Origin of the sequence: Acinetobacter sp. YH12039 (assembly GCF_013420015.1) — a bacterium.
GTDB classification, from domain to species: domain Bacteria; phylum Pseudomonadota; class Gammaproteobacteria; order Pseudomonadales; family Moraxellaceae; genus Acinetobacter; species Acinetobacter amyesii.
Window position 1 is genome coordinate 1 of the sequence record NZ_VOZA01000088.1, and the last position, 5,922, is coordinate 5,922.

Sequence of the window (5,922 nt, forward strand, 5' to 3'; positions counted from 1 at the left end):
ATTGGATAAAAATGAACAATTTCGTAAATTATAATTCTTTAACACTAAAGTTACATGTTACTTATGATTAAAAATCATTTAAATGATACATAATTTCATGAACTTTCAGATTGTAACTTTAGGGTATGCTCTAAAGTTACATTTTAACTATTAAATTTTTATTCACCTATATAAGATCAAAACTTGATTCGCTTATTTTTATCAATTAGCCACTCATGCTAATCAGAAGTGAGAAACAATAATCAAATATTAGGTATAAAGCATGGAAGATAAAAAAAGTCTAGTCGGTAGGAACTAGACTTTTTTTATTTGTTTTTCCCACGTTCAGCCTTGCGCTGTTCACTCAATTTTTGATGCTCCTCTTCACTCAATTTAACCTTAGTTTGGTTAAATGGTTTACCCAGTGTTAAGTTATATTTTTCAGCACCTAAAACACGTTTTGCTTCTTTCAGAACTACATCACGAATAAAATCATTCAAAGACTCACCAACGAATCCGGCTGCTTCTTTTAGAACTTTCTCCTCCTCATAATACAAAGGTACAGATGCTAAACGTCCATGCTCTTTACGAAAGCGTTTCTTCACATCTTGGGTGTGTGGAGTGAGAATAATCTTGTACATTAAATTACGTGTGTATTCAACTTCTTGACCATTAGCATCATCTACAGTCGCTTCAGGATTCTCTAAAATTTCCTCAAGATCATCACCAAAACCTAAAGATGGTTTACTCTTATTTTTAACCATTATAGGATCTCCACCAAGAAGTCATTAAATTCATCTCTAGCCTTAGAGCTACCCATTTCCATTACAGACAAGCCTTGAATCGTTGCATCACGGAATTGTTTACGATCACGGATAATGGTATTTAATAACTTGAATTTAGGAAGTGTTCCTAGCAGTTCGATTGAATCTGCAACTTCAGTAGATTTTGTATTTGATGGAGCTTTATTCACTACCAGGTATGGTTGAAGCTTTTCATTGACCTTGTGATAGGTATTAAATAATTTCAATACAAATGGAAGGACTTCAACATCGGCTTGGCTTGGTTGTGTTGGAACAATTAACTTATCACTGACTTGAAGAGCAGATCTAAATTCTTCACTGTCACGCCCAGCTACGTCTAATAAAACATAGTCATATTTCTTTTGAAGATCTAAAAGGACCTTCTTTAAATCGCCAGTATGGTATTCAGTATAAACAGGATTTTGAGTTCTACGCTTAGACCATTTAAGAGCTGACTGTTGATCATCAGCATCAACTAGGACTATAGACCCCTTCTTACTCAAGGCTACAGCAAGGTTTGTAGCCAGTGTTGTCTTACCTACTCCACCTTTACGATTGGCAATGGTAATTATCATTTCTTCTTATACCTAAATAGATGTAACAATAGCTCTATTGTACAAGGGGTTAATATAAGTCTACAAGAATAATACTTGTTTATTTTGTAACAGGTTATAGATATGATGTGCCGCATTGAACTGGGGGTTATATGGATTCTAAAGCACTAAACTATACAGGTTGATATCTTTTTATATATCTGGTTTTAATATTAATTTATAGCACGTTTCAAAGTAAGCATCCGGTGAACCACCGCTTTTTCTAGCTATTCAATACTGCCTATAGTTTCCATTATTAAAAGTGCTGCATTCGCCCCCCAGTAAAAGAAGAACCTCTACCACCGCCAGCAATCAAGAGACTGTTGCTCACATTAGGATTCTACTGCAGCAGATGCTCGAGATAGCTTGGTCTTTGGAATATCAGAATATACCTCTATATAATTAAATGATCCCTATCGATGAAATCAGGCTCTCTACCCAGCCCATGGACATTCATGCGGGTATGGATACTGCAATGGCACAGGTGGTGAGAGCCTTTTGGCTACATCAAACTACATTGCGCTTATCTATTCTGTAATAAGCGTGGCCATCGCATGAAAGTACTGGTGGTCTGGCTGTGTGCCAGACGACTGGAATAGGACAAGTTCCATTGAACTTTATCCACCAGGGTGAAACTGTAGCACTCAGCCTGGATAATAACAGGGCTGATCCAGGGTAAATCCTGGCAGCGCATTGGATTACAGCAGGTAATGAATATACTTTCTATAGAGAAAATCTTAACAATGTCATGACTTAATTGAACTAAATCTGCAATCTCTTGGATGTTCATTTAATAGCTGTATTGTTAGAGGTATTATATGATGTAGAAACTTATATTTAGTTATTCTAATTACAACATTTTAACTATTTTAAAAGCAGGCTTTGCATTTAATCTCGTATCTTTTACTTTATACCATTTTTCAATATCAGTAGCTTTTGCTTTGTCAGGTATATTAAGTTCATTATAAACATCTTGAATACGAACTTTTATATCTGAACGAAGAATAACTTCATCCTTTTTCAAATTAAGTAAAGTCGGAATTTCAGTTGCATTATCCTTCTGTGCATCTTGGATCTTTAATGCTCTTTCAATTGGTAACTTTCTATATTCAAATTTTCTAATCGTGTCGTGCGTCAAAACATCATAAGCAGTTTTGAAATAGTCATCCTTTGCATCAACCAATTTATAAATTTTAGAATTATCTGCATCTCTTGCTTCACAATATTCTTTCATCGTTTCATAAAAGCACTGGCTATGACCTGATAAAAATTTAGCTACGCCTTCAGGTTTATGAGCGAATGCTTTATGTTTTGTTTCATCAGTCAGTAAAGCTCTAAATGAGGCAGAATATCCATCTTCATTAACTTCAGCACCTGCAACAACACGTACCACATAAGTTGCTTCTAGTGCTTCGTATGCCTGTAATTCAGCTTTCAATGCAACGTCTGAAACATACAGTTCACCTTTTTCATCTTTGAATGTGTACTTGTCATCTTCAGCAGCTTTTCTTAATTGTTCACGTCCTGCATCTGACATTTTACCTTCTTTGATATCATTCAAAACGTCTTCGCTGTCTTGGATACGTTTCTGAACTTCCTGCATCCATTCTTCTTTTGTACAACTTGCAGCTTCAGGTAGATTTCCAACTAATAGATTAATGTGTTCATTATATTTTGTGTTTCGAATACGACCACAAATTTGAGGTACAAGTACGTGAAAATCTACTTTTGTAGCATCACGGAGTCCATTAATGATGATGTAGGTTTGTCCTTCTTCATCGAAGATGTCTGCACCTTCAAAAGCAGTTGAAGTATACAGATTGATCTTTGCAGGGGCTGAAGTGATGTCACTGATCTTTGCCCATTTCAAGCCAAGCTTACTATTAAATGTTTTTTGGTTTGAATTCGATTTTGAACATACAACTCTAATATCGTCAGGATTAAACAGATTCTTACCTGTTTCCTTATCAACTAAGGCTTTCAACTTACTTAGGATAGATGCAATTTCTGTCACTGAGTTATAGAAAATATGAGCATTGCCTTCAATTGTTCCCATCAAATAATCATAGCACAATCCAAACAAAGCATTGTTTACCCCTACGCCATGTTCAATTTTTTGAAGGTTAAATTTAACCGGTCTAACATCACCCCACTCGATTGTACATAGTGGTAAATGTTCGAGTGCTGAAGGAAAATATTCACGTTTTGTTGGTGTCGCTGTTAAGAAAACGTACGAACCAAACTTGTTATAGTTTTGAAGTACGTATTCACAAGTAGCTGCTTTGAAACTACCTAAATTCACAAGTGTATGTGCTTCATCAATCAGTAATTTAAATGCTTTTGGATTGAAGCCTGGTGTTGTTAGGAGTTTTGGTAATGAGTCAAAAGTACAAACAATTTTTCTAGAACTGGAAGTGTCTTTTAAATATTCTGTTATTTCTTCTTTCTCGGTATCACCATACACGCCAATTAAATCAACAATTCCTTGGTTGTCTGCTAATTTGGATTTAAGTAGGTTAATGTAAGGAACGAGAACTACATAATTTTGTGCATTACGGATAACTAATGTTGTACCACCACAACCTGTAATTTGTTTATTTACATAACAGTTGTCTGGAAAATCCTTAATTAGATTTGAAAGTTTTTCGGAGCTATCACTAGCTATAATTGTTATTGTATTTAATTGAGCATCTTGCTTTATTTTTACTGCATTATTTATTACTAAATCTTGTAAATTCATTTATCGGATTACCTAAATAGGTCTTAATTTTTTAGTGTCATTTATATGTTGTCAGGATATGAAGTAGTGAGGGATACTCCTCTATCCTATGTGGTTAACAGTATCAAAATTATAAATCAATGTCAACACTTTATTTCACACAAGTCCCTTGTCTACTCTTTTTAAGTATTTGATTGATAATATTTCAATATAAAAAAGTGTAAAATCAAACTATACACTTTTTTAAGCATACCCCCCTTATCTAAGATAGAAAAGTGTAAGGTCTTCTCTTGGGCATGGCATTTTCTCTTGAGATCAACTAACGCACTCTGTTACTCTCATTCGATAGTAAACTGGTTCAGTCGTTTGTTTGCTCAAACTATTACTCGGTATATCAAAATGCTAGCGCATTTAGCTATACGCTCGCAAAGTTTCGAGCTAATAAGATGTGATTGATTAGATAATTATTTTACACTTTTTTTAGAAATGAAAGTAAAATATACATTTACTATAAAAACAATCGTTTACAAGAAATATTTTACACTTTTTTTCCCACAGCCCTTTATATTATACAATAAATTGTGTAAGAGCTTAGGCAGTTATCAACAATTATAAATTCAAAGAGTTCTTTTAAAATAGTAAAACATAGTCCCAAGACAAAAGCTTGTCTTGAGTTAGATATAAATATAATAGTAATCAATTGGTTAAAAACTTTTATCTTAAAAGAAGAATTATAAAAATTAATATTAATTAACATTCCTTCTAAAGCTCTGACGAGCCTTAGAACTCATTAACCATCTATAAAACTCTTTCCCATTCATATTCATGTTCTAAAGAACATCAATAATCATTTATTAATTTTGTAGAAATAGAAGTAACAGTTTAAAAGCATGTCTGTATTCTATTGGACACAGACATGCTTTTACCCTTAACAGTCAGTATTAAAGCCTTGATCTGTATTGTGTACTACCTGATATGTGCTGAAAAAAGCGGAGACTTTAACTTGGTAAACTATACTTACTCATCAGGAGTTTACCATGAGAAAAAAAGCAAAATTTTTACACGTCAGAATTTAAAGCTGAAGCCATAAAAGTAATTGAAGAAAATAAGGGCAATATCTCAGAAACAGCAAGGCAGCTCCATGCAAACACTTTCAAATTGGTACAATAAAGCTAAATCTGGAACATTAGTTGGTACATAACAATATTCTCCAGATCTTGTAGCCCTGCTTGAAGAAAACAAGAAGCTGAAGCAACAACTCAAAAATGCTGAAATGGAAAAAGCATTTCTAAAAAAAGCAGCAGCGTACTTTGCAAAAGAAAGTCAGTAAGGTACGCATATATGAAACTGCAAAGACATATATACCCAATAGCTATGATGGCTCGCCTACTTCATGTTTCAGTTTCAAGATTTTATGACTGGTTGAAGTGTGGCTTGAGCAAAAGTGCTATTCAAAGAAACCAACAGACGATATTGGTCAAAATAGCTCATGAAGAAACCAATGAAAGCTATGGTTATATTCGGTTGACCAAGTACTTGCATGCTCAAGGCATTGAAATTAGTCAGTATGCAATACGTAGCATAAAGAAACTTACACAACTCTATTGTAATGAATCAGACAGCTAATACAGTTATTGAAACAGCAAAACAAACGATAAAATATAAGCAATCACCTACTCAAAAAGCTCAACAACCAAAAGCCGTGAGCTAATTTGATTGTAGGCCTTTATAGACCGTACCTCGTCTATCAACATCTAGAACCAGAACAACAACTTTATTCTCCATGACTTGATATACCAATCCAAATTGATCAGTAATGTCCTGGAAG

Annotated in this window: 3 protein-coding genes and 1 pseudogene; 1 reads left to right on the forward strand and 3 read right to left on the reverse strand. The window is 34.1% G+C overall.

Annotation, left to right across the window (positions count from 1 at the left end; all coding sequences use genetic code 11):
- Nucleotides 1-305: 305 nt before the first annotated feature.
- The 3 genes from FTT98_RS17125 to FTT98_RS17135 form a co-directional block, all read right to left on the reverse strand.
- The gene (locus FTT98_RS17125; RefSeq protein ID WP_120376090.1) at nt 306-743 is read right to left on the reverse strand and encodes a hypothetical protein; all 438 of its coding nucleotides are present in this window, start codon (nt 741-743) and stop codon (nt 306-308) included.
- A complete protein-coding gene (locus FTT98_RS17130) occupies nt 743-1,357 on the reverse strand; it encodes an AAA family ATPase (protein WP_120376089.1) in 615 nt (204 codons plus the stop codon). Before FTT98_RS17130 ends, FTT98_RS17125 begins: the two co-directional genes overlap by 1 nt.
- Before the next feature lie 868 nt (nt 1,358-2,225).
- The gene (locus FTT98_RS17135) at nt 2,226-4,115 is read right to left on the reverse strand and encodes a DEAD/DEAH box helicase family protein (RefSeq protein ID WP_120376088.1); all 1,890 of its coding nucleotides are present in this window, start codon (nt 4,113-4,115) and stop codon (nt 2,226-2,228) included.
- Nucleotides 4,116-5,180: 1,065 nt separating this feature from the next.
- Between FTT98_RS17135 and FTT98_RS17140 the strand changes: the two are divergent.
- Nucleotides 5,181-5,702 (forward strand): annotated as a pseudogene (locus FTT98_RS17140) (IS3 family transposase); the annotation flags it as partial.
- Nucleotides 5,703-5,922 lie beyond the last annotated feature (220 nt).